The sequence below is a fragment of the Pectobacterium punjabense genome, assembly GCF_012427845.1.
GTDB classification, from domain to species: Bacteria; Pseudomonadota; Gammaproteobacteria; order Enterobacterales; family Enterobacteriaceae; genus Pectobacterium; species Pectobacterium punjabense.
In genome coordinates this window covers 4,168,334-4,193,755 of record NZ_CP038498.1, presented here as the reverse complement: position 1 = coordinate 4,193,755, position 25,422 = coordinate 4,168,334, and the positions used below count along the sequence as shown (strand labels likewise).

Genomic DNA, 25,422 nt, shown 5'->3' with positions numbered 1-25,422 from the left:
TTGCGCATACGTAAACCGTCACTGCGCATAGCTATCGGCAGACCAATAACGGTAATAATTCTTATTTACAATAATAAAGTCTGTGGAGATTCCCATGTTCAGAAAAACGCGGCTGGCGCTGCTGGTTGGCTGTTTCACCAGTGGATTTACTGTGTCGGCATTCGCACAGGAGACGCTATCCTCTGGCGATACGTTAGTCGTTACGTCTCAAACGCAACGCGGTGCCACCAAGCTGGAAACGCCGGATATTGAGACTCCTCAGGCCGTTTCTATCATTACGCGCGATCAGATTCAGGAACAAGGCGCGACCAGCGTTAGGCAGGCGGTCGGTTATACGCCGGGTGTGTTTAACAACCAGATTGGTGCCTCTAACCGCTTTGACTACATGGTGTTACGCGGCTTTTCCGACGGCAGTCTTGATAACGTTTATCTCGATGGTTTGAAGATGATGGGAGATACCAATTCCCATAGTTCGCTGGTTATCGATCCCTGGTTCCTCGACAGCATTGAAGTCGTCAGAGGCCCGGCGTCTGTACTCTACGGGCGCTCTTCACCGGGTGGGATTGTGGCGCTAAATTCCCGCCAACCGTCTTTTGATCGCAGCGGCCAGATTAAACTGTTTGCAGGTAATAATGCGCAGCGTGGTGCGGCGTTTGACGTTACCGGCCCGTTGGATGACGATGAGCGTTTTGCCTTCCGCCTGGGCGGGATGGTGCGTGAGGCGGATACGCAATTTGGGCCGCTGAAAGAAGAACGTTACGCGGTTGCGCCCAGCTTACTGTGGCGAATTTCCGATAAGACGCGGCTGGAATTGATGGCTTATCTGCACCGCGATCCTGAAGGTGGCAGCCATTCGGGACTACCATATGAAGGCACCGTGGTGGCGCATAACGGCCAGAAAATCTCGAACACCTTTTATGAAGGGGAAGAGAACTATGAGAAATACGACCGCAAGCAAAACATGGTGGGGTATAACTTTGAACATGGTTTTGATAGCGGCTGGGCGGTGCGTCAAAAGCTGCGTTACCTGCGTACCAAAGTGCATTTGGATCAGGTGTACGCCTATGGCTGGACGCAGCCGAGCGCTGATACTCTGACTCGCTACTACTCAGGTTCCCGTGAGTCGCTGTCTGCGTTAACGTTAGATAATCAGCTCGATGGCAGCGTGGATACCGGTGCCGTAAATCACCGTCTGCTGGTGGGGATCGACTATCAGCAGCGTAATAATAACATGGACTGGCCTTCTGGCTCTTTCCCGGCGATCGATGCGTTTAACCCCGTTTACGGCTCTGGGCCAACAGGTATGTCTGGCACGCTGGAAAAACACAAGCTGCAACAGACGGGGATCTACGTTCAGGATCAAATGAGCTGGGAACGCTGGCGCTTGACGTTGGGGGGGCGCCACGATCGGGTGAAAGTCACTCACGTTAACCATACTAACGGCACACATAGTGAGCTTGATAAAAACAACTTTAGCTCACGAGCGGCCTTGCTCTATTTGTTTGATAACGGTTTTGCACCGTATGTCAGCTACTCTACGGCCTTTACGCCGACTAGCTTCGCCGATGATAACGGTAACGTACTGGAGCCGATGAAAGGTAAACAGTGGGAAGCTGGGATGAAGTATCAGCCAGAAGGCTCTCAGGATCAGTACAGTCTGTCGGTCTTCCGTATTAATCAGAAGAATGTCGCGACAAAAGTTCAGCCTAATGATCCTTACCGTTCCGTCGGTGAAATTGAATCTGAAGGGGTGGAACTGGAGGCCGTGAGCCACATTACCGATAATCTGCGTTTGCAAGCGGCTTACACTTATACGGACATTCGCTATAAGAAAAGCAGCGTGGCTGAGCAAGGAAAACGTGCGGTGTATGCCCCACGCAATCAGGCTAGCGTCTGGGCCAGCTATGATGTAAAAAGCGGTCCGCTGGACGGCCTGACGATTGGTTCCGGCGTGCGTTATGTGAACGGTGTGACTTCCGATCGTGCCAATACCCACACGTTGCCCTCCTATACGTTGGTGGATATGGCGGTGGGATACGATCTCTCGAAGGTGGGTCTGAAAGGGCTGAGTGCACAGCTTAACGTCAATAACCTGACCGATAAACGCTACGTGGCAGCGTGTAACTCGCTAGAGTTCTGTTACTTTGGTGCGGAGCGCAGCGTGGTCGGCAGCGTTTCTTATTCGTTCTGATATCTTCCCCGTCCTGCCTTAACGGGCAGGACAATGGGTTGTACGAGGATTTACATCAATAGATCGTCCACACTTTCACCATATCTGAAGACATTAAATCATCACATTTCTGCTAGTGAGTAGAGATAATATTCTGCTACTTCTTACCTATTTCAGCTATTTTCCTCAAACACATTAAATAATGTTCTGATTCATTGAATGAAATGCATGATAGTGAATTTATATTTTCTATATTTATATTTTCAGGAGTAATTTATGTCATTAATTTTACGTTTATTTTTGGCAATAAGTGGTATTTATCTCAGATGGGCTGGACATTTCAATGACTAAAAACAATACTGTTTTGGCATGTTTTTTTGCGATTCTTACGTAATATCTATCGGTCATAGATAATGTATTCTTCATGTAATAGTTAGTCTGGAGGTTTTTAATTCGTATTTTTCTATGAAAATAATTTCAATACTTATTATTTTAAATTCTATTTACATAATGTATGTGAGGCATAGCAATGGACTTGAATAATAAAAACAGACGATTTTTCTTTATTAGCTCTGCGAAAAAAATGATAGGAACCGTCGGGTTATTATCATTAGCGAATATCCCTTTCACGGTGAGGGCGAGTGACGTCGTGGATAAGCCAAAGGCCGTCGGGATAAAGACATGCCCTCTTACAACTGAGCAAATCGTGGGGCCTTACTTTGTTGACTACAAAATACTACGACGCGATATTACCGAATCCCAACCGGGAATTCCGCTGCTGCTGAAAATAAAAGTGATCGATGGTGTGACGTGTGAACCCGTGGATAACATTTTGGTTGATGTCTGGCATTGCAATGCGCGGGGTAAATATTCGGGGTGGAGTTTCATTAGCCCTGATAAAGAAGCATCAACCGATGATGTAGGAACGGTTAATCGGACAGACAATACCCGCTTCTTTAGAGGTATTCAGCCGACAGACCAGAATGGGGTTGTGAGGTTCACGACAATATTTCCTGGCTTCTATGCCGGCAGAGCGACACATATTCACGTAGCAATAAGGCGACCGAGTAAAAATCCTCTGGAAAAAGAACACTTTGCTTTTGTTGGACAGTTATATTTCCCAGAGGATCTTTGTCGCGTGGTTTATAATAATGAGCCCTATAGCCCAAGGGATATTACCCGAGTCACCAATGATAAAGATGACTATTTTACCAAGATGAATGGTGTGCAATCGCTCCTTACGGTCAATAAAGTCAATGAAGGCGATTTTAATGACGGGTTTACGGGCGAAATCATTTTATCTATTGATAAAAATGCGACCTCAACCTATCTGACTCAGCGTGACTTATATAAATACACCGTTTCTCAAGATTAACGTCAATATCCGGGGCAGATGCACCGCCCCGTTTTTCTATTCGACTTACTGCGATATTAATACAGCCCAATCACTTTCCACCACAATAGACCTGCACTCATGAAGATCGCCTGATTCACCAAACTGACGACAAAGCCAGTGCGCCACCAGACGGCGGTGGGTACGTAGCCTGCACCGAACAGGATCGGGCCGCGTGCGTGGGTATATTGCGTGAGTGAGCAGTACAGGCTACTGGTAAACGCCAGCATGAACGCCATCGGCACTGCTGGAATGTTCAGGTTGATCCCGACACCGAGGAATACCGCGAAAAGGGCGGCGATCTGTGCATTGCCGCTGGCGAAGAAATAGTGGGTGTAGAAATAGGCTGCATTCAACAACAACAGCACCAAGACCCAGCTTGTTCCCTGCATCAAATGGCCGATATTGCTGCCGATGAGATCGCCGAACCAGTTGGTGAAGCCGAGTTTTTTCAACTGATTCGCCATCATCAGCAGGGCGGCGAACCAAATCAGCGTATCCCAGGCTCCTTTCTCGCTTTTCACGTCTTCCCAGCTCAGTACGCCGGTTAACAGCAGAAAGGACAGCCCGACGAAGGAAGCGGTCGTGGCATCTACGCCTAAGCGGTCGCCAAAAATCCACAGTACCAGCAGCAGAATAACGGTGAAGGCCATCAGCCACTCTCCGCGGCTCATATTGCCCATCTTTGCCAATTCTGCGACGGCCAATTTTGGCGCATCCGGCGTATGGCGAATTTCTGGCTTGGTTAGCCAGTAGACGAGCAGTGGGACAACCGCCAGAGAGATCAAACAGGGGACGAGTGCGGCGAGGAACCAACTTCCCCAGGTAATGGTAACGCCTGCGTTGGCCGCGAGTTTCACCGCGAGCAGATTGCCGGTGTAGGCGGTCATAAACATGGCTGCTGTCACGTCGTTAACGTTACCAATACAGGTGATCAGGAACGTACCAATCTTACTGCGCGACGCATCTTCCGGCTTGGAGTCGAAGCTGCGTGACAGCGAATCGGCAATTGGATAAATAATTCCGCCGCAGCGTGCGGTGTTGCTTGGCATCGCGGGGGAAAGCACCAGATCGGCAAAGGCCAGACCGTAAGCCAGCCCCAATGTGCGCTTCCCTAGCATACGGATCATCTGCAAGGCGATACGGCGACCCAATCCCGTTTTGATAAACCCACGCGCGATCATGAAGGCAACGACAATCAGCCAGATCAGCGAGCTGTTCAAATCGCTGAGTGCGGTTTGTATTGCCCCGCTTGCTGTTTTATCACCCGCGGCGTACGTCAGCGCAAAGAGGGTGATACTGATAATACCGATAGCCCCAATCGGGAGGACGTTAGCGACAATACAAACGATCGTTGCTACAAAAATGACGGCGGAGTGCCAGGCGGCTGGGTTTAAGCCCGTAGGGGGTTCCATTTGCCAAAAAAAAGCGGCGACAGCAAGAATCACGATCAGCGGGAGCCAGTTTAGTCCATACGAGGTTTTTGTCTTCATCCATTTTCCTTACTAAAAAGCCAGAAGGATTGCAGGGCATACGCTAACGTACTCAATTTGCAAAACATTAATCCTGCTTAACGTTTTGCAAGCGCATAACCCATAAGGGTTAGGTACATAAGAGGAGCATAGCGCTAACCAGACAAGGCATGACAGGAAACCGCAGGATTATTGATTTGGATTCTGTTTTTTAAATATTGTCATTTAATTAATTTTTTTCATTTTTTGATGTAATCGATTTTCCTGTGGTGAGGACTGCCTCGCAGCACGGCCAGACAACATCTGGTAAGATGGCTGCTCATTACCTCATCAATACCGTGTTTTCTATCGATACACCGTATTTCATAGACACACAGTATTTCATCGACACACTGTATTTCATCGACACATTATTTGACCGGAGGCGCGGACTTTTTGTTAACATTGCTGAATCTCCTTTCTGCGATTGCATTACTGGTGTGGGGCACCCACATTGTCCGCACGGGTATCATGCGGGTTTATGGCACTCAGCTACGGCGAGTTCTCAGCGATAGCGTTGAGAAAAAGCCATTGGCTTTTATGGCTGGCATTGGCGTCACTGCGCTGGTGCAGAGTAGTAATGCGACGGCCTTGCTAACGACCTCTTTTGTCTCACAGGGGCTGGTGGCTTTAACGCCTGCGCTGGTGATTATTCTCGGGGCGGATGTCGGTACGGCACTGATGGTGCGAATTCTGACGTTCGATCTATCCTGGCTTTCTCCGCTGCTGATTTTTCTTGGCGTGGTGTTTTTCCTCAGCCGTAAACAGACGAGGGGCGGCCAGATTGGTCGTGTAGCGATTGGACTTGGGCTGATTCTGCTGGCGTTGGAAATGATCGTCTTGGCCGCCGCGCCGATCACGCAGGCGTCGGGCGTGAAGGTGCTGTTCTCTTCGCTGACGGGCGACGTTATGTTGGATGCATTGGCTGGTGCGCTGTTCGCGGTGGTTACCTATTCCAGCCTGGCTGCGGTGCTGCTGACGGCAACGTTAACGGCAAGCGGTGTGATCTCGCTGGAAGTGGCGATGTGTCTGGTCATCGGTGCCAATCTGGGGAGTGGGTTACTGACGATGATGAGCACCTCGACGCAGAATGCGGCGGGGCGACGCGTGGCGCTCGGCAGCATGCTATTCAAGATGTTCGGTTGTCTGGTTATGCTACCGCTGGTCGAGCCGCTCTCGCGTTGGCTGGCGCGTATTCCGCTAAGTGCTGAAGAGTTGGTGATCTACTTCCACCTGTTCTACAACCTGATTCGTTGCCTGCTGCTGATTCCGCTTACTGGTGTGGTGGCTCGTCTGTCCTGCGCGATGATTGCTGATTCGCCGCAGGTTGATCTCCAGATGAAGCCTCGTCATCTGGATACCAGCTCGCTGGATACGCCAGCATTGGCGTTGGCTAATGCAGCACGGGAAACGCTGCGGATTGGCGATGTACTGGAACAAATGCTGCGCTTATACCGCGAAGTATTGCAGGGCGACCCTATGCAGCGGCGGGAGATTCGTCGGCTTGATGATGATGTCGATATACTATACACCGCGATTAAGCTTTATCTGGCGCAGATTCAGAAAGACGGGTTGGATGAACGGGATTCTCAGCGCTGGGCAGAAGTCATCGAAGTGGCGCTGAATCTGGAGCAGGCGGGCGATATTATCGAACGCATGGCTGATGACATTGGCAATCATTCATCCGGTGTACGCATGGCGTTTTCTGCGCAGGGTTTGGAAGAGTTGAACCACCTGCATGACCAACTGCTGGCGAACTTGCGTCTGGGGCTGTCGGTTTTCTTATCTGAAGATGTCACCAGCGCCAAACGCCTGCGCCGTGCCAAGCACCGTTTCCGTATTATGAATCGTCGTTATGCCCATGCGCATGTCGATCGCTTACATCAGCACAACGTACAGAGTCTGGAAACCAGTTCGCTTCATTTGAGTTTACTTGGCGATATGAACCGGCTGAACTCCCTGTTCTGCGCAGTGGCGTATAACGTATTGATTGTGCAACAGGATGGGGATGAAGAGCGCGAAGAATCACCGCTGACGTTGTGATCCTTTTGTGGAATGACAGACGTTTTTATGCAGACTAGGATACGGTTTCGTGCGCGATAGTACCGTCATTTTTATGCTACTCCGTAGCACGCGCCCGACATGGGGCGGCTCAAACGCCGCTCGCCCCATGACCCCTAGGCTTTCGGCGGAAATTATGCCGCTGACGCGGTTCCTTCGTCGATATCAGGCTTCACGGACCGCTTGCGACACGGTTACTCGCCCCATAAATGGGACTCGCCCTTCGGGCCAGCACAAGTGCTGTTCAAAAACGTCTCTGACGTTTTTGTCCGGCGTGGCACAAGCTTTCGCCGCGTCCCTGCGGCTCATCCTAAGCCTGCTATCTCCTCAGCATAATTTTTTACGCCGGATAAGGGCAAAATCCGCGCTCACATAAAATGTGACTAAGAGACAGCGCGGAGAGAGCGAATTTACTCGAACAGGCTGTGGTGCAGCGTCTGTACCACTCGTTCTGCATCGTCACCCGGTACCAGGAAGCACAGGTTGTTGCTGCTGGCACCGTAGCAGATTAGACGAATGCGGAAAGGTTCCAGCACGCCAAACACTTCTTTCCCTACGCCACAGGCCTGAGACAGCTTGTTGCCGATCAGCGCGACCAGTGACAGGTTCTCTTCAACCTCGACTCGACACAACGATGACAGCTCGGTCAGCAGGGCGCTGGACAGCAGGCTGTCGCCCGTTGAGGTAGAGCCGGTGGTATCAAGTGTCAGGGCCACGTTGACTTCTGACGTGGTGATCAGGTCAACGGAGATGTTGTGACGCGCCAAAATACTGAACACTTCTGCCAGAAAGCCGCGAGTGTGCAGCATGTTGAGGCTGTGCAGTGTGAGCAATGTTTGCTTACGGCGTAGCGCCAGCGCGCGGAACAGCGGCGGATTTTCTGTTTTATTGCACACCAGCGTACCGCCTGCGGCTGGATCTTTGCTGGAACCAACGAACACGGGGATATCACTACGCACCGCAGGCAACAGCGTGGCTGGGTGCAGGACTTTCGCGCCAAATGTCGCCATTTCGGCGGCTTCTTCAAACATGATTTGATCGATGCGTTTTGCTGTCGGCACCACGCGTGGATCGGTGGTGTAGATGCCGGGGACATCGGTCCAGATATCGATCCGGCTGACGTTGAGCGCTTCGCCCAGCAATGCTGCCGTATAATCGCTACCGCCGCGACCCAACGTGGTTGTGCGGCCTTTTGCTTCGCTGCCGATAAAGCCCTGAGTAATCACCAAACCTTGTTCAAGACGTGGCTGCAACTGGCTACGCGTCAGTTCGCCCAGTACGTCACAATCTGGCTGTGCGCGGCCAAAATGATCGTCGGTTCGCATGATTTTACGCACATCAAACCACTCAGCTACTACATCGCGCTGGCGAAGGATCTCAACAAACAACAGGGTAGACATCAGTTCGCCATGGCTGACCAGTTCATCGGTCAGTGCGTTGGATGTCGCGAGCGCTGCGGCTTCAGAAAGCGTGGTTACGCTGTCCAGCATGCGATCAATTTCATCACGAATAACGCTCTGATTGGTCAGCTTGTCGATAATGGCGTATTGGATCTGGCGGATCTTCGCCAGATGTTCGGCGCGCGTTTCTGGCGTCTGGCCTTCCGCGAGCGCGACCAGTAAATTGGTGATACCCGCCGATGCCGATAGCACGACAACGCGAACATTCGGATTAGACAACACCACATCGGCGCTGCGATTCATGGCGTCAAAGTCCGCCACGCTGGTGCCGCCAAATTTGGCAATAACGGTAGAGTTCGCGTTTGCGGATACTTCAGTTGCAGACATGTCAAAAAACCTCGTGTCAGGGGTAGGCTGTTTTCAGTAAACAGCATTCCATTAAATCAGCCTTGGCACAGGGGGAGAGCGGTAAGTAGGGGGCAGGCGTAGAAAATCGCTACGATACACCCAGAAGCGCTCCACCTTGCTAAACGTCCATCAGGACGAATCTGGTGACAACCCAGAGGATTCAGCCTCTGTAGTCGATAGGGTGAAAGCCGTATTTCACCTCATCTCGGCGTCGCTCCCCCTCAGATATCATCAGCGGATTACGGTTCCTCCGATACCTTACCTGGGCGACGCGCCTCTTCTGGCTTGCACACCGAGTGTGCAAGTACGGTGTTACAAATAACGGGTTATGCGGTTTCTGTCAATAAACAAAACGGCATGAGCCGCTTTTAGCAAGAAAAGGGATCTCAATCTGGATTTTAAGGGATACAATCGATTCAGTCACTTTGAACTCATGCTTAGAGAGAAAGTCGCATTATGAAAAATATTAATCCAAGCCAAACTGCCGCCTGGCAGGCATTACAACACCATTTTGACGCGATGAAAGACGTGCAAATCAGCGAGCTGTTTGCACAGGATAGCGATCGTTTCGCGCATTTTTCCGCGACGTTCGACGATCAGATGCTGGTGGATTACTCCAAAAACCGCATCACGGCTGAAACGATGGAAAAACTGCACGCGCTGGCGCGGGAAACCGACCTGTCTGCGGCGATTCAGTCCATGTTTGCCGGCGAGAAAATCAACCGCACGGAAGACCGCGCCGTTCTGCACGTTGCCCTGCGTAACCGCAGCAACACGCCGATTCTGGTGGATGGCAAAGATGTGATGCCGGAAGTCAACGCGGTGCTGGCGAAGATGAAAGATTTCAGCGAACGTGTGATTGGCGGTGAATGGAAAGGCTATACCGGCAAAACCATTACCGATGTGGTTAACATCGGTATTGGCGGCTCCGATCTGGGCCCGTTCATGGTAACGGAAGCGCTGAAGCCTTATAAAAATCACCTCAACATGCACTTTGTCTCTAACGTTGACGGCACGCACATCGCTGAAACGTTGAAGCCGCTGAACCCAGAAACCACGCTGTTCCTCGTCGCGTCGAAAACCTTCACCACGCAGGAAACCATGACCAACGCGCACAGTGCTCGCGACTGGTTCCTGAAAACGGCGCAGGACGAGAAACACGTTGCCAAGCACTTTGCTGCGCTGTCCACCAACGCGAAAGCCGTCGGCGAATTTGGTATCGATACCGACAACATGTTCGAATTCTGGGACTGGGTGGGCGGACGCTACTCTCTGTGGTCGGCGATTGGGCTGTCGATCATCCTTTCTCTGGGTTTTGAAAACTTTGAAAAACTGCTCAGCGGCGCGCACGCGATGGACAAGCACTTTGCTTCCACGCCTGCGGAGAAAAACCTGCCTGTGTTGCTGGCGCTTATCGGCATTTGGTACAACAATTTCTTCGGTGCTGAAACTGAGGCGATTCTGCCGTATGACCAATACATGCACCGCTTTGCCGCCTATTTCCAACAGGGGAATATGGAATCTAACGGGAAATCAGCCGATCGCAACGGCAACCCAGTGGATTACCAGACTGGGCCGATTATCTGGGGTGAGCCGGGCACAAACGGCCAACATGCGTTCTACCAGTTAATTCATCAGGGTACCAAACTGGTTCCGTGTGATTTTATCGCACCGGCTGTTAGCCATAACCCATTGAGCGATCACCACAGCAAGCTACTGTCGAACTTCTTTGCACAGACGGAAGCGCTGGCGTTCGGTAAGAGCCGTGAGGTAGTGGAAGCGGAATTTGCGGCTGCGGGTAAAAGTGCAAAAGACGTAGAACACGTGGCACCATTCAAGGTATTTGAAGGTAACCGCCCGACCAACTCGATCCTGCTGCGTGAAATCACCCCGTACAGTCTGGGTGCGTTGATCGCACTGTATGAGCATAAGATCTTTACGCAAGGCGCGATCCTGAACATCTTCACGTTCGATCAGTGGGGCGTGGAATTAGGTAAGCAACTGGCGAACCGTATTCTGCCAGAGCTGGAAAATGATAATACGATCGACAGTCATGACAGCTCCACCAACGGGTTGATCAACCGCTTCAAGGCGTGGCGTAACTAATCGGGCCTGTGCCCTTTGGTTTTTTAATCGCAAGGAGGAAGATATGCAGGTTCGTATGTTGTTGGGGCTATCAGCGGCAGTCTTGCTGGCAGGGTGCAGCAGTACCAGCCAACTCAGCGCCGCTGGGCAGGCCGTGACGTTCACGGATACCAAGCCAGGCAGCGAATGTCAGCTGTTGGGGCAGGCTAGCGGTAGCCAGTCTAACTGGCTGGCAGGCAACCATAGCGACGGCAGTTCTATGCGCGGTGCGGCAAACGATCTGCGTAATAAAGCGGCGGCGATGGGGGGCAATACGGTCTATGGCGCAACCAGTCCGAGTGAGACCTTCTGGTCAAGCTTTGCGCCGCTGGACAGCAAGATGAGCGGCAGCGTCTACAAATGTCCTTAAGCTAAAGAAAAACCCGGTGAGAGTGGCATTTTGCTCTCACCGCTTTCCTAACGTATTGCTCAACCGACTATCCCAGCGTCGTCCTGATGCTGCTTCATCCCTAAATCCAGCGGCGTTTTGCTGGCTTCCCCACCGATTTCCCGTGCCAGACGAGGCACCAGATAGCCGGATACCTTCTTCAGCAGCGCTTTGACTAAGACGCGCGCCTCGTTGTCATCTACCAGAAAATGCGCGGCACCCTGAACCTTATCCAGCACGTGCAGGTAATAAGGCAGAATTCCCGCGTCAAATAGCGCATTACTGAGCCGGGCGAGTGTCTCTGCGCTGTCATTCACTCCGCGCAGCAGCACGCTTTGGTTGAGCAGCGTCACGCCTGCACGACGTAAACGCGCCATACTTTGTGTTAAATCAGGATCGATTTCCTGCGGATGGTTAATATGCGTCACCAGCAATACCTGAAGCGAACTGCGTGCTAGACGATCGCACAGTGCATCGGTAATACGGGCGGGGATCACCACAGGCAAACGGCTGTGAATACGCAGGCGTTTCACGTGCGGGATGTGTTCCAGTTCAGTGATAAGCCAATCCAACTCGTGGTCTTTGGCCATCAGCGGATCGCCGCCGGAAAAAATGATTTCATCTAGCTCAGCGTGCTGGCGGATATAATCCAGCGCCTGACGCCAGTTTGCCTTATTGCCCTGATTATCCTGGTACGGGAAATGGCGGCGGAAGCAGTAGCGACAGTTCACCGCGCAGCCGCCTTTAACCAGCAATAACGCGCGGTTATGATATTTATGCAGTAGCCCAGGGACGACGCTGTGTTGCTCATCAAGCGGATCGTGGGTGAAGCCTGGTGTGACAACAAACTCCTCACGTGCGGTCAATACCTGTAGTAGCAACGGATCGTCAGGATTGCCTTTTTGCATCCGCGCGGCGAATGCGCGCGGTACACGAAGAGCAAAAAGCCGCCGTGCATCATGCCCTTGCCGGAGTTTTTCGTGATCGGCCAGAGCCAAAAGTTGTAGCAATTCATCAGGATCGGTGATTACGTCCGCAAGTTGCTGCAACCAATCTTCTCTGGAAGGTATATTTAGGGTTACAATGTGTGCCATTTTTTTGGCTTCGTACCAGTGTTAAATTGTAGAGGGCCTTTATGGCGACTTATCTTAGCAACGATTTCCGTTCCGGTCTTAAAATCATGTTCGAAGGCGAGCCGTATGCCATCGAATCCAGTGAATTTGTTAAGCCGGGTAAAGGCCAGGCTTTTGCTCGTGTGAAAATGCGTCGCCTGTTGACGGGCTCTCGTGTTGAAAAAACCTTCAAGTCTACCGACTCAGCAGAAGGTGCAGACGTAGTAGATACCAACATGAGCTACCTGTATAACGACGGTGAGTTCTACCACTTCATGCACCCTGAGACATTTGAACAGCATCAGGTTGAAGAGAAGACCGTTGGTGATTCTGCAAAATGGTTGCAGGACAATGCCGAATGTATCGTTACGCTGTGGGATGGTCGTCCTATCGCCGTTCAGCCGCCGAATTTCATCGAAGCTGAAATCACCGATACCGATCCGGGTCTGAAAGGTGATACTGCCGGAACAGGTGGCAAGCCAGCGACGCTGAGCACCGGTGCTGTGGTTAAAGTGCCATTGTTCGTACAGATCGGCGAAGTTGTCAGAGTTGATACGCGTTCTGGTGAGTACGTTTCACGCGTTAAGTAATGTATCTGGAAATGCCGCCTTCTGTGAGAGCGGCATTTTTAATTCATTTTTCCTCATTTGAGTCTCCCTCTGTTTTGCACCTCATCCGAAAAAACCTTCACAAGCATCAAAATTGTCTACGCTTAGAAAGCAGTCACTTTCGTACCGTTGAAATCCTACTCTCATAAAGAAGGAATCGAGTATGTTGAAGAAAGCGTTTGTTGCCATTTTCTCTCTGGTTATTCTTTCCGCAGTGGTGGGGTGTAATACCACTCGAGGCGTTGGGCAAGATGTGGAAGCGGGTGGGAAGGCTATTCAGCGCAGCGCCCAATAACCGTCATACTTCAAGCTGCATGTGTGTTGGCTTTCCTCGCTCACCCCAGTCACTTACTGATGTAAGCTCCTGGGGATTAATGGACCTCATAAATGAGGTCCACCCTTCGGGCCAGCGCGAACGCTGTTCAAATCGGTCTCTAACCGATTTGTCTCTGCGTTGCCGCCTGCATGCAACTCGAATTATCTAGGTATGCTTCAGGAAATAAGTCGTAATAACTTTTCCGAGTGGAAGAAAATGCCGTGATGGTGTTTTCTTCCCCGCGGCGAGATAATGTGAAAGTGGATCACTCGGAGAAGTAATAATGTCGCCTCTTTTCATTACTGTCGGCATGCTGACGCTGAGCAATATATTTATGACGTTCGCCTGGTATGGGCATTTACGCTATTTCAGCGGCCGAACCTGGGTAATTGCTGCGTTGATCAGCTGGGGTATCGCATTATTCGAATACCTCTTACAGGTACCTGCAAATAGAATTGGCTATCAGGTCGCCTCTGCGGGTCAATTGAAAATATTGCAGGAAGTGATCAGCCTTTCTGTATTTATCCCTTTCTCCATGTTTATTTTAAAAGAACCGTTTCGCACCGATTATATTTGGGCGGGGCTATGCCTGCTGGGCGCGGTTTTCTTTATGTTTCGCGATAAGATTATGGGATAACGCTATCGGTTACCCCTGTGTTGCGGCCAATACGATCAGGTTACTGATTGACCCAAATGAGCGCCTCAGTTGGGAAGCCGTAGCGTTTGGCCGTGGCGAGTAGTTTGTCGCGCGTCACGGCATCCAGCGTTGGCGTGCGTGAGAGAATCCACAGATAGTCACGGTTCGGCCCGCAAATCAGGGCGTAGCGGTAGTCGTCATCCAGTTCAATAATGTTGTAACCGCCATAGAACGGCCCGAAGAACGATACTTTTAGCGCTCCGCGCTGGGGCGATCCCGTGAAATACGCCTTTCCGATACTTTCTTTCCATTCCTGTTTTTCGACGTTAAAGCCGCGATTGATCACCTTGATGCCGCCGTCATCCCGTGGGCTGTAGGTTGCCGTTACGCGCTCCAGATTGCGCTCAAAGCGGTGGTCGAGACGGGCGATTTCATACCAGGTGCCGAGGTAACGATTGACGTCAAATTTTTCCACCACGCTGACGTTATCGGGCGGTGTTACGCTACAGGCGACAGAGAAGAGTGCTACCAGCACAGCAACACATGTTTTCCCATATCGTCTGATTTTGAAGATAAGAGATTTGAAGAACGTTGTGTTAAAGCGAATAGTGTTAAAGCGAATAGCGTTAAAGCGCACCATATTGACGTCTCATTGGTTTAATCTTTGTTCCAGTGTAGACGATGGACGTAGTCAGGCGGGGAAAAAAAACGGCCTGCATTACACAGGCCGTTAAGTACAGTGTTACATTTGCAGTGTTACACCTACAGCGTGACGACGCCGATGACGGTAACCACGGTCAGGATTGCCGCCAGACCGTAGAATACCCATTTTCCGGCTGGAACGTGGATTTTCAGGTCGTGCATCGCGTGGTGGATGCGGTGCAGGCCACACCAGAGCGGCAGCACAATCATCAGCAGTAAAAATACGCGACCGATAAAGCTCTGGCTGAATGTGGCGATGCGTTCGTAAGTTAGCGCGTCTGGGAACAACCCCAGAGGCAGCATCACACCGACCAGCAGGATGATTACCGGAGCGAAGAACGCGCTCCACATCCCACCAGCACCGAACAGACCCCAGAAAGGAGGCTCGTCAGAACGTTTTGGCGTTGGGTTAATCACATTATTTCTCCTATTCAGAATAGTAAGGCGATCGCCAGAACGGCTACGGTTACCACCACGGTGACAGCCCAAAGCCCTTTAATGATTGGCTCTGGCCCCATTTTTTCGTCTTTAATGACGATGATGCTGGCCTTAGGTGCCAGCTCAAACCAGGTTTTGGTATGCAGCGCCGCAGCCAGCAGAGCCACGATATTGATCAGCAGTACCAGCGGGTTTTGCAGGAAGCTGACGAAGTTTGCCCAGCCTTCTGGCCCGTTTTTTAGTGCGAAGACGCCGCACATCAGGACGATGCTAAACCAGACAGCAGGGACGGCAGTCCCTTCACGCAACATATAAAAGCGGTAGAACCCCAGCTTTTTCCACCAGGTTGGCGACATATCGCGAACATACGCTTTACGTTTAGTTGTCATCATTGTCCCTCCCTTATTGTGGTTTCAGCATGGCAATCATGAAGTCTTTCGCGCTTTCGACTTTGCCTTGCTGGATAGCAGCAGCAGGATCGACGTGCTTCGGACACACTTCTGAGCAGTAGCCCACAAACGTACAGGACCAGACGCCGTTATTACCGTTCAATTGCGTCATGCGCTCTTTCTTGCCGTGATCGCGGTTGTCCAGGTTATAGCGGTGCGCCAGCGTAATTGCAGCCGGACCGATGAACTCAGGGTTCAGACCGAACTGCGGGCACGCCGCATAACACAGACCGCAGTTAATACAGCCAGAGAACTGGTGATACTTCGCCATCTGCGCTGGAGTCTGTTTATTCGGGCCGTCAGCGGGTTTACGGTCGTTGCCGATGATATACGGCTTGATGGCTTCCAGACTCTCGATGAAGTGGGTCATGTCGACCACCAGATCGCGCTCGATAGGGAAGTTGCCCAGCGCTTCGACCTTTAGACCATTCGTGTATTCACGTAGGAAGGTTTTACAGGCTAATTTAGGGACGTTGTTCACCATCATGCCGCAGGAGCCGCAGATTGCCATACGGCAGGACCAGCGGTAAGAGAAATCCGGTGCCAGGTTATCCTTGATATAACCCAGCGCATCCAGCAGGGACGTTTGTGTGTTATACGGGACATCGAACGTCTCAAAATACGGTTCGCGATCCTGTTCCGGGTTGTAGCGCATGACGTCCATTTTCAGGGTTTTGATCATCTCAGCCATTCGCCTGCTCCTTCTTGCTGCCTTCCTGTGCATCACCTTCTGCACCATAGACGCGTTTAGCTGGTGGCAGTTTGGTAATCTTCACATCGCTGTACTCCAAACGAGGTGCGCCTTCTGGGTTATAGAACGCCAGCGTATGCTTCAGGAAGTTGACGTCATCACGCTCGGTACATCCGTCATCCAGACGCTGGTGCGCGCCACGGGATTCTTTACGGTTGATTGCCGAGTGCGCCATACATTCCGCAACATCCAGGCTGTGGCTTAGTTCAACGGTGTACAGCAGATCGGTGTTGAACACGCTGGAGCGGTCGGTGATTTTCACGCGTTTAAAGCGTTCTTTCAGCTCCGCCATCTTATCGACAGTTTTTTGCATCAGGTCGGTGGTGCGGTAAATACCACAGCCTTCCTCCATCGACATGCCCATTTCGTCGCGAATTTTCGCCCAGCTTTCGGTGCCTTCCTGATTCATCAGGTCATGCAGGCGCTGTTCGATGTCGCGCGTTTGTGCGTCCAGCACTGTACCGTTGGCGGGTGCTGCTGCCTGTGCGCGTTGCACAGCGTGCTCACCTGCGACGCGACCAAAGACCACCAGTTCGGCCAGTGAATTGGAACCCAGACGGTTCGCCCCGTGCAGACCAACAGAAGAGCATTCGCCGACGGCAAACAGCCCTTTGATGCGTGTCTCGCAGTTCTGATCGGTTTCAATGCCGCCCATTGTGTAGTGCGCCGTAGGACGAATAGGAATCGGTTCCTTCACGGGATCGACGCCAACATAGGCTTTTGCCAGTTCGCAGATGAACGGCAGACGTTCCTTGAGTTTTTTCTCGCCGAGGTGGCGCAGATCGAGGTAAACCACATCGCCCAGCGGGGTTGAGACGGTGCGGCCTGCGCGCCATTCGTGCCAGAATGCCTGCGATACTTTATCGCGCGGGCCCAGCTCCATGTATTTGTTTTTCGGTTGTCCTAGCGGTGTTTCCGGGCCCATGCCGTAGTCTTGCAGATAACGGTAGCCGTCTTTGTTGACCATGATACCGCCTTCGCCACGGCAGCCTTCGGTCATCAGAATACCGGAACCGGGCAAACCGGTCGGGTGATACTGCACAAACTCCATATCACGCAGCGGGACGCCGTGGCGGAATGCCATGCCCATGCCGTCGCCGGTGACGATGCCGCCATTGGTGTTATAGCGGTACACGCGTCCTGCTCCGCCAGTCGCCAGTACTACAGCATTAGCGCGGATCTGAATCAGCGAACCTTCCATCATGTTGATGGCTACGAGGCCGCGCGCCTGGCCATCATCGACCAGAACGTCGAGGACGAAGTGCTCATCAAAACGTTGGATTTGTGGATATTTAAGGGAGGTTTGGAACAGCGTATGCAGCATGTGGAAGCCGGTTTTATCGGCGGCAAACCAGGTGCGTTCAATCTTCATTCCGCCAAAGCGGCGAACGTTGACAGAACCATCCGGTTTACGGCTCCAGGGGCACCCCCACTGTTCTAGTTGAATCATCTCTTCCGGGCAGTGTTTGACGAAGTGCTCAACAACGTCCTGTTCACACAGCCAGTCGCCACCGGATACGGTGTCGTTGAAGTGATAATCGAAACTATCGTGTTCCTGAGTCACCGCGGCTGATCCACCTTCTGCTGCCACGGTATGGCTACGCATTGGGTAGACTTTTGAGATCAGCGCTATTTTCAGTTGGGGATTGGCTTCTGCGGCAGCAATTGCTGCGCGTAGGCCAGCACCCCCGGCCCCGATAATGGCCAAATCAGCGTTAAAGGTTTGCAATGCATTCCTCCAGTTACTTAAGTTAATTAAGTTAAAATAAAAAAATAATATCTATTCATTTCTGTCTTTATATCCGAGCTTAATATCAAACCCGCTTAAAATTGTGTGATAGACCTATAAAGAATAGATAAACCTATAATTTTTGTGTGGGAATAATTATACCGAATTATAGGTAGACGAAATTTGATGTGATCCTGCATTTTGTGGTTTTTTCAGCGGGTTCCGTATTTATTGATAAAAACGTGATCGAAAGGCTTATTTACGGGGAAATGATGTTTTTATACTCTAAATAATTCGAGTTTCAGGAAGGCGGCAAGAGAGGGAGTCCCGATGAGCTTACTCAGGTAAGTGATTCGGGTGAGTGAACGCAGCCAACGCACATGCAACTTGAAGTATGACGAGTATATTTCTTTAATAACCCTTTTGAAGGGGATATAGAAAAATGATTCACTGGATATAATTTACAGCGGCCACCTTCAGCGCCCTCCCGAAGAGAAGAAGTAGCATTGCTAAAACCCCGCGGAGGCACTTTTTCTGCTGGAAATTTGGGCTGATGCGGGTAGACTGCATCCCCTATTTTGACTTTGGAGTAAGAACCATGAGCGAGACGACAAGTTGGCAACCTAGTGCTTCTGTCGCTAATTTGTTGAAAAGAGCGTCGATAGTTGCAGCGGTCCGACGTTTCTTCACCGATCGTGGGGTGCTCGAAGTTGAAACGCCAGCGATGAGCCAGGCTACGGTAACGGATGTTTTCTTATATCCGTTCCAAACCCGTTTCGTTGGCCCCGGTGCTGCGGATGGTATGACGCTGTATTTGATGACCAGCCCGGAATATCACATGAAACGCCTGCTGGCTGCTGGTAGCGGGCCGATCTTTCAACTGTGCCGCAGTTTCCGCAACGAAGAATCTGGCCGACACCACAATCCTGAATTCACCATGTTGGAATGGTATCGCCCTCATTATGATATGTATCGCCTGATGAATGAGGTCGATGATCTGTTGCAGCAGGTGCTGGACTGTGAAAGTGCAGAAATGCTCTCTTATCAGCAGGCATTTTTACGCCATCTGGAGATTGACCCCCTCTCTGTTGATAAAGCGCAACTGCGCGAAGCCGCAGAAAAACTCGGGTTGGGTGATATTGCCTGCCGCGAAGACGATCGCGATTTGCTGGTGCAGATGCTGTTTACCTTTGGGGTAGAGCCGAATATTGGTCGCGACAAACCGGCGTTTGTCTACCATTTCCCAGCCACGCAAGCCTCGTTGGCAGAGATCAGTTCGGAGGATCATCGCGTCGCCGAGCGTTTTGAAGTCTATTTTAAAGGGATTGAGCTGGCGAACGGCTTTCGTGAATTAACCGATGCCGATGAACAACGTCAGCGTTTCGAGCAGGATAACCGCAAGCGTGCCGCGCGTGGTTTGCCACAGCAGCCGATCGATGAAAACCTGCTGGCGGCGCTGAAACAGGGTTTGCCTGAGTGTTCCGGTGTGGCGTTGGGTGTGGATCGTTTGATCATGCTGGCACTGAAGGCTGAGAGCCTGAGTGACGTGATTGCGTTCTCCGTCGAGCGCGCATAGCAGACTTGCAGCAGGGCGGCGCCAGACCTGGCTGCCGCCCGTTTTCCTTTCTTATAAGCTGCCCGGCGTCCGCTGCCGTGGCGTCAGCGTTTTCCCACTGCGCGACAGATTATCCATTTTCACCTGGAACGGTGGGAAAGGAAGCTCCAGATTATGCTTGCGGTAGTTTTCCAGAATTAACTGATGCAGTTCGTGGCGCAGTGGCATACGGTGCCCCATTTCGGCGGCGAAAACGCGCAGTTCAAAAATCTGAATCCCTTGTTGTAGATCGACGAGGAAGGCTTCAGGTTCTGGCGTATCGAGGATCAGAGAACAACGCTTCACCGCATCCATGAGTAATTCCGTCACTTCCTGGCTGTTCGCGTTCGCTGGTGCGGGCACCGTCATCACCACACGCGTAACTGAATCCGACAGTGACCAGTTGATAAACTGCTCGGTGATAAATGCCTTGTTTGGCACGATGATCTCTTTGCGATCCCAGTCAGAAATGGTAGTGGCGCGGGTATTAATCCGCATGACGCTACCCGTAAGATCGCGGATCGTGACCGTATCGCCGATACGGATCGGTTTCTCAAACAGAATGATCAGGCCGGAGATAAAGTTAGCGAAGATCTCCTGCAAGCCGAACCCGAGTCCCACACCCAGAGCAGCAACCAGCCATTGCAGTTTCGACCATTCGATCCCGATCAGCGAGAAGCCCATCAGACAGCCGATCAGCATTAGAATATATTTGCTGATGGTAGTAATCGCATAACCGCTGCCTGGCGACAGGTCCAAGTGTTGGAGGATCGCCAACTCCAGCAGGGCGGGCAGGTTGCGTACTAACTGTGCGGTAATAATGAAGATCAGAATCGCGATGAGCACAGACCCCAACGTAATGGCCTGCACGCTCTCCACGCCTTTAACCGTGCTGGAAACATCCCATAGACTGATGTTCTCCAGAAACGCGAAGGCCGAATGAATTTCTGACCACAGTGCGATCACGGAAACCAGTGCGATCAGCGTCAGAATGGATCGCACCAGCTGCAAGGATTTAGCGCTGATGGCATCCAGATCGACCACTGGCTCTTCGACGGCTTCCGAGCTGCTTTCATGGGACGAAGTAGGCTGAGTGTCTTCTTCGCCTTTGGCACGCTGTGCCAGAATCTCCGAGCGCCGCTGTTTGGCACGATCGAAGGCAATGCGACGTCGCTGAATCAGCATCCAACGACGAATAATGTGGTAAACCACCAGCAGGAAGAACCAGATCGAGACGGAGGTTTCCAGTCGCGCCAACAGCGCCTGTGCGGTCGCCAGATAGCCGATGCAGGAGGCCAGCGCGGCAACGAGCGGCACACCGATCAGGATGTTCCACATCGCCCGGTTAACGGAGTTTTCCCCCGACCCCTCTTTATCCAGATACAGTGGGATACCCGCACGTTTTAACCCAGTGGTGACTAAGCTCAATGCCATACAGAGGAGGATGAAGCAGAGCCGCCCCAGCGTGCTGGAGAACTCGCGGTCATTGAGCTTATCGAACGTAATCAGCGCCATAATTAACGGCACGATAAAGGCGATGGAGAGACGGTAATAGCGCATCGCTCTGGCTACGCGCTCTGGCGACCAGCGGAAGTGGACAATGAACAGCCCTTGTGGATGTGCGAATGAGGCGCTGATCATCACCAGCCACATTAACGGTACGGTAGCGGTGACGCTGTCGCCGATGGCTACGGCAATCGGGTAAGGCCAGGCGTTTTGCAGCCCGTAGCCCAAGGCAGCCCAGAGCACCGGCAGTGGTAGGGCAGTAAGGATGGACCAGAACACAGTACGCAGCGTCAGCATAAAGTGATCGAGCGTGACCTTGCCGACACGGCTGCTCGCACGCTCCATAAACGCGTGGTAGTGACGGCGGGAACTGACGCTGAAGCCAACCAGCAGCAGTGCACCCAGCAGCGGCAACACGGTTTCCTGACTGGTCACCATCATGACCAGTGCACTACCCAACTGCGTCAGTGTATCCAATGACAGCAGCCGCGTCAGATCCTGCACCAGCTTGAGCGGGTAGGCGAATGTCACAGGCTCAACATCAGCGACCCAAAACAGATCGCGGTGGGCTGCTTCGCGCGTTTCAGTCAAGGCATCCGCCAGCTGGTTATTGGCGACTTTGAGTTTGGTGAGTTCCAATATCTGTGAATCACAGCCGGAGATCAGCGACGTCAGCAGGTCGCGCTGGGTACGCATCTGATCGGTCAGAATACGCTGCTGTGCGCTGGTCAGCGGATCGCCGTTATCCTGTTTGGCGTTATCAAAATCTTGCGGTTTGTTGATCAGGTCTTCAAAGTGCAGCCGCTGTACGCGGAGCTGCGCCATATCGCTATCCAGCAACTGAGGTTTGGGCATTTCCGGCAGGCGGGCGATTTGTGCGCGTAACGTTTCTCCCAGTATCGGTGAAACGCCGAGCCACTGGGCCTGTTCGCGGATGGTACTTAGCGCCTGGCGAACCTGAATCGTGTGTGTCGCTGCCTGACGCTGCTGAGAAGCAATCAGATCCATCCGCTGTGCCTGTTGATTCAGCGCGACGGAGAGCTCACGGTTAACCTGTAGCTGCTTGCTGATGACGGCGGGTAAATCACCACTTTGTTCTGCGAGAAGCTCGGTGCGTTCTAATGCCTGCTCGGCTTCACGCTGGCGCAGATTGTTGAGTCGGCTGCGTAAATCTTGTTGCAGCAGATCCAGTCTATCGTGGCGCTTTTTATACAGTTCGACGCGTAACCGGGATAGCTCCTGACGGTTACTGGCTGAAAGCTGTGCCAGCTCCAGCTCGTCCACCCGACTTTTGCGCAGGGCGGATTCGGCCTGAAGTGCGATGAGCTGTGCTTGCCCCAGCGGCGTAGCGGGTGTTCCGAGAGACTGAATTCGGCGTTCCGCCTCGCTTTGCATGCGGCTGGCTTCAGTTTGTTGTTGTGGAAGCTGACTCAGTGAATCGCCGATTTCACGCAGTCGATCCTGCTCCTGCTGGAGCTGACGGGCTTGTTCCAACAGTTGGCTGCTCGTTTGTAGCAACTGTTGTTCGAGATCGTTACTGGAAAGGCTTTCTGAAATGGATGAAGGTTTGCCGTCTTCGGCATTAAGCTGGCGACGCAGCTCTTGAACCAGTTTGGGGAAATCATCAATGACGCGCTGATACTGCGTGGCGCGTTCTTGCGCTTCTTTGCGATCCTGCAAGGTATTCAGCGCAGCCTGGTATTCCTCAACGACTTTCGCCTGATCGGCTGCACCTTTGTTGGCTTCCGCCTGCTGTAGCTGCTGGCGTAATTGCGCCTCATTGGGCGCAGTGGCAGCCAACGCGGCGGTTGATAATAAACATCCCAGAAGAAAAGTCAGAATCAAACGCACGTTAGCTACCTTCTACAAACAACACTTTTACAAGCGACTAAAGTCGGACGTTATTTACGGTGCGTCGGGCTTGTGGCCTGTCTGCGTGCCGTTTTCTTCCAGCTCGGTGCCTTCCGGGAAGACAACGGATGCTGGCTCATCTTGACGGACTTCGGCAAATGGCTCACCCATACGGGTCACACTCATGGTATTCAGGTGTGCGGCAAACTGGAGATTATTGCCTGTGGCAAACAGGTTAATCACCGTTGAGCCCAGCTTGAAGCGACCCATTTCTTCGCCTTTCGCCAGCACGATGGCACCTTCTTCGCCCGCCTGCGGGTAAGTCCAACGTTTGATGATACCTTCACGCGGTGGCGTCACCACACCCGACCACACGGTTTCAATGCTGCCGACAATGGTTGCGCCGACTAGAATTTGTGCCAATGGGCCAAACTCAGTATCAAACAGGCAAATGACGCGTTCGTTACGCGCAAACAGATTCGGCACGTTATCTGCCGTCAGCAGATTGACGGAGAACAGATCACCTGGGACGTAAATCATTTCCCGCAATACGCCGTCACACGGCATGTGGAGGCGGTGATAGTCACGCGGCGAAAGATAAATGGTGGCAAACAGACCATCGCGGAACAGCTCGGCCATCACATAGTTGCCAGCCAGCAGCGCTTCTAGAGTGTAATCATGATGTTTTGCCTGAATCAGCTTGCCGTCGGTAATCGGGCCAAACTGCGATAGCACGCCGTCTGCCGGCTGCACCAGACGGTGCGCATGGGGATCGACAGGACGAATGCCTGGGCGAAGAGGGCGAACGAAAAATTCGTTAAACGTGCGATAGGAAGCGGTGTCCGGCTGCTGAGCTTCCTGCATGTTGACGTTGTATTGACGGACAAACAGATCGATCACCAGCTTGGTGAGTTTTCCCGCACGCTTATTTGCTCCCCAGCCCGCTAAGCGGGTCAGCCAGATCTTGGGAAGCCAATACTGTAGTTTGATTTTAATATTATCCAGCACAGTGAGCCTCTTGGGTTAATAGTGCGCCATAAAACAAGCTTTCTGGGGAACACGCTTAGTACCGCCAGCGGTAACCCAGAAAGAGAGCAAGCGGATTCACTTACCCTCAAAGGGGGCGCATTGTAACGACGGTCATGATAAATGTCAGTTATCTGTATCCGAAAAGCCTTTACGCGTTTTTACTTGCGCCATGCTTTCGAGAATTCGGTGGTAGTTATCAAAGCGCTCTACAGCAATATCTCCGCGCTCACGTGCGGCGTTAATCGCACAGCCCGGATCGTTTTCATGTTTACAATCGCGGAACTTGCACGAGCCGATGTATTCGCGTAGCTCAATGAAACCACGCGTAACCTGTTCTGGCTCCAGATGCCACAGACCAAATTCACGTACGCCCGGTGAGTCGATGACGTCGCCGCCATGCGGGAAGTGGTAAAGCCGGGAGGCGGTGGTGGTGTGTTGCCCCAATCCTGATGTGTCGGAAACCTCATTCACCAGAATGCGTTCTTCACCCAACGCAAGCAGCGCGTTAAGCAGGCTGGATTTCCCAACGCCTGATTGCCCAGCGAAAATGCTGATGCGGTCGGTGAGCGCTTGCTCCAGTTCGGGAATACCCTGTTGGGTATGGCTGGAAACCATCAACACGCGGTACTTGAGCGCGCGGTAAATATCCATCAGTTCATCGACAAATTGACGGGATTTATCATCCAGCAGGTCAATTTTGTTCAGTACGATCAGCGGTTCGATCTCCAGCGTTTCGCAGGCGACCAGATAGCGATCGATAATATTTAGCGACAGTTCGGGCAAGATCGCTGAAACGATCACGATCTGATCGATATTGGCGGCGATCGGTTTAATGCCATCATAATAGTCAGGGCGCGTAAGGACCGAATGACGGGGATGAACGGCTTCCACGATCCCGCTGATGCCAGCGAGCGATTCATGGCCAGGACGCCAGACGACCTGGTCGCCTGTGACCAGCGATGAAATTGTCCGACGAATGTTGCAGCGGTGCACGACGCCATCAGTGGATTCTACATCGGCGTGCATGCCAAATCGGCTGATGATAATGCCTTCCTGCGCATCGCCCAGTTGGCTATCTTCCCATTCGACTTTGCTTTCCGTTTTTTTCAGGCGACGCTGGTGGTTTGCGCTAACCCGACGCTGCTGACCTTTCGACAGTTTCTTTTTGCTCACTGAGCCTCACTTAAGACGATTTATCGTTCGCGGCAGTGCGTTATCGCCCGCTGCGTTTTAACAGACTATAAT

20 protein-coding genes and 1 riboswitch are annotated in these 25,422 nt (G+C 52.1%); of the genes, 9 read left to right on the top strand and 11 right to left on the bottom strand.

The genetic code is table 11. The features are described 5' to 3' along the window. Window positions 1-94: 94 nt before the first annotated feature. The gene (gene foxA, locus E2566_RS18980; protein WP_107168442.1) at window positions 95-2,191 is read left to right on the top strand and encodes a ferrioxamine B receptor FoxA; all 2,097 of its coding nucleotides are present in this window, start codon (window positions 95-97) and stop codon (window positions 2,189-2,191) included. A gap of 508 nt (window positions 2,192-2,699) precedes the next feature. Then, window positions 2,700-3,545: an intradiol ring-cleavage dioxygenase gene (locus E2566_RS18975; protein WP_107168441.1), complete on the top strand. Its 846-nt coding sequence runs from the start codon at window positions 2,700-2,702 to the stop codon at window positions 3,543-3,545. A 56-nt stretch (window positions 3,546-3,601) separates the two neighbouring features. On the opposite strand, the gene E2566_RS18970 is transcribed toward E2566_RS18975, so the two are convergent. Continuing rightward, window positions 3,602-5,056, bottom strand: coding sequence for a DASS family sodium-coupled anion symporter (locus tag E2566_RS18970; protein ID WP_107168440.1), 1,455 nt, complete (start codon window positions 5,054-5,056; stop codon window positions 3,602-3,604). Between the two features lie 414 nt (window positions 5,057-5,470). Between E2566_RS18970 and E2566_RS18965 the strand changes: the two genes are divergently transcribed. Continuing rightward, window positions 5,471-7,117, top strand: a complete 1,647-nt coding sequence (locus tag E2566_RS18965) for a Na/Pi cotransporter family protein (protein ID WP_107168439.1) — start codon at window positions 5,471-5,473, stop codon at window positions 7,115-7,117. A 428-nt stretch (window positions 7,118-7,545) separates the two neighbouring features. Here the strand turns inward: E2566_RS18965 and lysC are convergent, their stop codons facing one another. Continuing rightward, window positions 7,546-8,922 carry a lysine-sensitive aspartokinase 3 gene (gene lysC / locus E2566_RS18960; RefSeq protein ID WP_107168438.1) on the bottom strand — a complete coding sequence of 459 codons (1,377 nt, stop codon included), beginning with the start codon at window positions 8,920-8,922 and terminating at the stop codon, window positions 7,546-7,548. Between the two features lie 116 nt (window positions 8,923-9,038). Beyond that, window positions 9,039-9,231: riboswitch (Lysine riboswitch) on the bottom strand. A gap of 168 nt (window positions 9,232-9,399) precedes the next feature. On the opposite strand from lysC, the gene pgi reads away from it, so the two are divergent. Further along, complete coding sequence (pgi, locus tag E2566_RS18955; RefSeq protein ID WP_107168437.1) at window positions 9,400-11,049, top strand: glucose-6-phosphate isomerase; 1,650 nt, start codon at window positions 9,400-9,402, stop codon at window positions 11,047-11,049. 43 nt (window positions 11,050-11,092) lie between these two features. Beyond that, window positions 11,093-11,437 (top strand): DUF4156 domain-containing protein, encoded by a 345-nt coding sequence (locus E2566_RS18950; RefSeq protein WP_107168436.1) that lies wholly within the window; start codon window positions 11,093-11,095, stop codon window positions 11,435-11,437. A 59-nt stretch (window positions 11,438-11,496) separates the two neighbouring features. Here E2566_RS18950 and epmB read toward each other — a convergent pair whose 3' ends face one another. Continuing rightward, entirely contained in the window at window positions 11,497-12,549 is a 1,053-nt protein-coding gene (gene epmB, locus E2566_RS18945) for an EF-P beta-lysylation protein EpmB (RefSeq protein ID WP_107168435.1), read from the bottom strand. A 41-nt stretch (window positions 12,550-12,590) separates the two neighbouring features. Between epmB and efp the strand changes: the two genes are divergently transcribed. The 3 genes from efp to E2566_RS18930 all read left to right on the top strand — a co-directional run bounded on the left by efp (window position 12,591) and on the right by E2566_RS18930 (window position 14,128). Next, window positions 12,591-13,157, top strand: a complete 567-nt coding sequence (efp, locus tag E2566_RS18940; protein WP_107168434.1) for an elongation factor P — start codon at window positions 12,591-12,593, stop codon at window positions 13,155-13,157. A 181-nt stretch (window positions 13,158-13,338) separates the two neighbouring features. After that, on the top strand, window positions 13,339-13,470 hold the full coding sequence (locus E2566_RS18935; protein ID WP_005972977.1) for an entericidin A/B family lipoprotein: 132 nt from the start codon (window positions 13,339-13,341) through the stop codon (window positions 13,468-13,470). A gap of 304 nt (window positions 13,471-13,774) precedes the next feature. After that, window positions 13,775-14,128, top strand: a complete 354-nt coding sequence (locus E2566_RS18930; protein WP_107168432.1) for a DMT family protein — start codon at window positions 13,775-13,777, stop codon at window positions 14,126-14,128. A gap of 40 nt (window positions 14,129-14,168) precedes the next feature. Here E2566_RS18930 and E2566_RS18925 read toward each other — a convergent pair whose 3' ends face one another. From E2566_RS18925 to frdA, 5 genes are all read right to left on the bottom strand, one after another. Then, on the bottom strand, window positions 14,169-14,768 hold the full coding sequence (locus tag E2566_RS18925; RefSeq protein WP_107168431.1) for a lipocalin family protein: 600 nt from the start codon (window positions 14,766-14,768) through the stop codon (window positions 14,169-14,171). A gap of 122 nt (window positions 14,769-14,890) precedes the next feature. Next, window positions 14,891-15,247 (bottom strand): fumarate reductase subunit FrdD, encoded by a 357-nt coding sequence (gene frdD, locus E2566_RS18920; RefSeq protein WP_014701584.1) that lies wholly within the window; start codon window positions 15,245-15,247, stop codon window positions 14,891-14,893. A gap of 14 nt (window positions 15,248-15,261) precedes the next feature. Further along, the gene (frdC, locus tag E2566_RS18915) at window positions 15,262-15,657 is read right to left on the bottom strand and encodes a fumarate reductase subunit FrdC (RefSeq protein ID WP_107168445.1); all 396 of its coding nucleotides are present in this window, start codon (window positions 15,655-15,657) and stop codon (window positions 15,262-15,264) included. Window positions 15,658-15,670: 13 nt separating this feature from the next. After that, entirely contained in the window at window positions 15,671-16,408 is a 738-nt protein-coding gene (locus E2566_RS18910; RefSeq protein WP_107168430.1) for a succinate dehydrogenase/fumarate reductase iron-sulfur subunit, read from the bottom strand. Further along, the gene (frdA, locus tag E2566_RS18905) at window positions 16,401-18,197 is read right to left on the bottom strand and encodes a fumarate reductase (quinol) flavoprotein subunit (RefSeq protein WP_107168429.1); all 1,797 of its coding nucleotides are present in this window, start codon (window positions 18,195-18,197) and stop codon (window positions 16,401-16,403) included. The genes E2566_RS18910 and frdA overlap by 8 nt, the downstream gene beginning before the upstream one ends. A gap of 598 nt (window positions 18,198-18,795) precedes the next feature. Between frdA and epmA the strand changes: the two genes are divergently transcribed. Beyond that, a complete protein-coding gene (gene epmA, locus E2566_RS18900; RefSeq protein WP_107168402.1) occupies window positions 18,796-19,773 on the top strand; it encodes an elongation factor P--(R)-beta-lysine ligase in 978 nt (325 codons plus the stop codon). 51 nt (window positions 19,774-19,824) lie between these two features. Here the strand turns inward: epmA and mscM are convergent, their stop codons facing one another. The 3 genes from mscM to rsgA form a co-directional block, all read right to left on the bottom strand. Next, window positions 19,825-23,148: a miniconductance mechanosensitive channel MscM gene (gene mscM / locus E2566_RS18895; protein WP_107168403.1), complete on the bottom strand. Its 3,324-nt coding sequence runs from the start codon at window positions 23,146-23,148 to the stop codon at window positions 19,825-19,827. A gap of 54 nt (window positions 23,149-23,202) precedes the next feature. Further along, window positions 23,203-24,156, bottom strand: coding sequence for an archaetidylserine decarboxylase (gene asd, locus E2566_RS18890; protein WP_107168404.1), 954 nt, complete (start codon window positions 24,154-24,156; stop codon window positions 23,203-23,205). A gap of 144 nt (window positions 24,157-24,300) precedes the next feature. Further along, on the bottom strand, window positions 24,301-25,350 hold the full coding sequence (gene rsgA, locus E2566_RS18885; protein ID WP_107168405.1) for a small ribosomal subunit biogenesis GTPase RsgA: 1,050 nt from the start codon (window positions 25,348-25,350) through the stop codon (window positions 24,301-24,303). Window positions 25,351-25,422: the final 72 nt, after the last annotated feature.

Coding starts and splice junctions, on each gene's coding strand:
- E2566_RS18910 (WP_107168430.1), bottom strand. CDS start 16,408: ATGGCTGAGATGATCAAAACCCTGAAAATGGACGTCATGCGCTACAAC.
- frdC (WP_107168445.1), bottom strand. CDS start 15,657: ATGACAACTAAACGTAAAGCGTATGTTCGCGATATGTCGCCAACCTGG.
- E2566_RS18950 (WP_107168436.1), top strand. CDS start 11,093: ATGCAGGTTCGTATGTTGTTGGGGCTATCAGCGGCAGTCTTGCTGGCA.
- E2566_RS18935 (WP_005972977.1), top strand. CDS start 13,339: ATGTTGAAGAAAGCGTTTGTTGCCATTTTCTCTCTGGTTATTCTTTCC.
- foxA (WP_107168442.1), top strand. CDS start 95: ATGTTCAGAAAAACGCGGCTGGCGCTGCTGGTTGGCTGTTTCACCAGT.
- E2566_RS18930 (WP_107168432.1), top strand. CDS start 13,775: ATGTCGCCTCTTTTCATTACTGTCGGCATGCTGACGCTGAGCAATATA.
- E2566_RS18970 (WP_107168440.1), bottom strand. CDS start 5,056: ATGAAGACAAAAACCTCGTATGGACTAAACTGGCTCCCGCTGATCGTG.
- lysC (WP_107168438.1), bottom strand. CDS start 8,922: ATGTCTGCAACTGAAGTATCCGCAAACGCGAACTCTACCGTTATTGCC.
- epmB (WP_107168435.1), bottom strand. CDS start 12,549: ATGGCACACATTGTAACCCTAAATATACCTTCCAGAGAAGATTGGTTG.
- E2566_RS18925 (WP_107168431.1), bottom strand. CDS start 14,768: ATGGTGCGCTTTAACGCTATTCGCTTTAACACTATTCGCTTTAACACA.
- efp (WP_107168434.1), top strand. CDS start 12,591: ATGGCGACTTATCTTAGCAACGATTTCCGTTCCGGTCTTAAAATCATG.
- pgi (WP_107168437.1), top strand. CDS start 9,400: ATGAAAAATATTAATCCAAGCCAAACTGCCGCCTGGCAGGCATTACAA.
- E2566_RS18975 (WP_107168441.1), top strand. CDS start 2,700: ATGGACTTGAATAATAAAAACAGACGATTTTTCTTTATTAGCTCTGCG.
- epmA (WP_107168402.1), top strand. CDS start 18,796: ATGAGCGAGACGACAAGTTGGCAACCTAGTGCTTCTGTCGCTAATTTG.